The 407-nt window shown below is 48.6% G+C and carries 1 pseudogene; it reads right to left on the reverse strand.

Annotated features, from left to right (window positions below):
• Positions 1-390: pseudogene (locus tag EKA13_RS27585) on the reverse strand (hypothetical protein); the annotation flags it as partial.
• Between the last annotated feature and the right edge of the window lie 17 nt (positions 391-407).

Here is a 407-nt window from a genome sequence, read left to right on the forward strand (position 1 = left end):
CTCGCGGCGCTTCGCAAACAACGACGCGACACTAAGGGCATCCTCCTTCATATAATCGTCATACCAAGCAAACTCCAAACCCACTAACCCCTGCTTTTCATCAATAACAACCTCTGTAAATTCAGACCACTCAAAGGTTCTCAGATGAAATATCGTGTGTACCCCACGATAATTTTTTGAGTTCATTGATGCGCGCAAAAGCATCATCTTCGCGGGCGCGATCACGGCATAGATCAGAAAGCTAGCGTCGCGATAGAGGCTTGCCATGCAGGCAAAGAGAATCGCCGTAACAATCGCGAGACACGTCAAGAACCTCAGCGCCCACTCTGGAAAATTTTTCCACTCACAAAATTCTGCGCCAGATGCTGTAAAGCGGTAGGCGAAATTCATGCGCTGATGGGTCATGC

Source organism: Pseudomonas defluvii (genome assembly GCF_001695625.1).
GTDB lineage: Bacteria > Pseudomonadota > Gammaproteobacteria > Pseudomonadales > Pseudomonadaceae > Aquipseudomonas > Aquipseudomonas defluvii.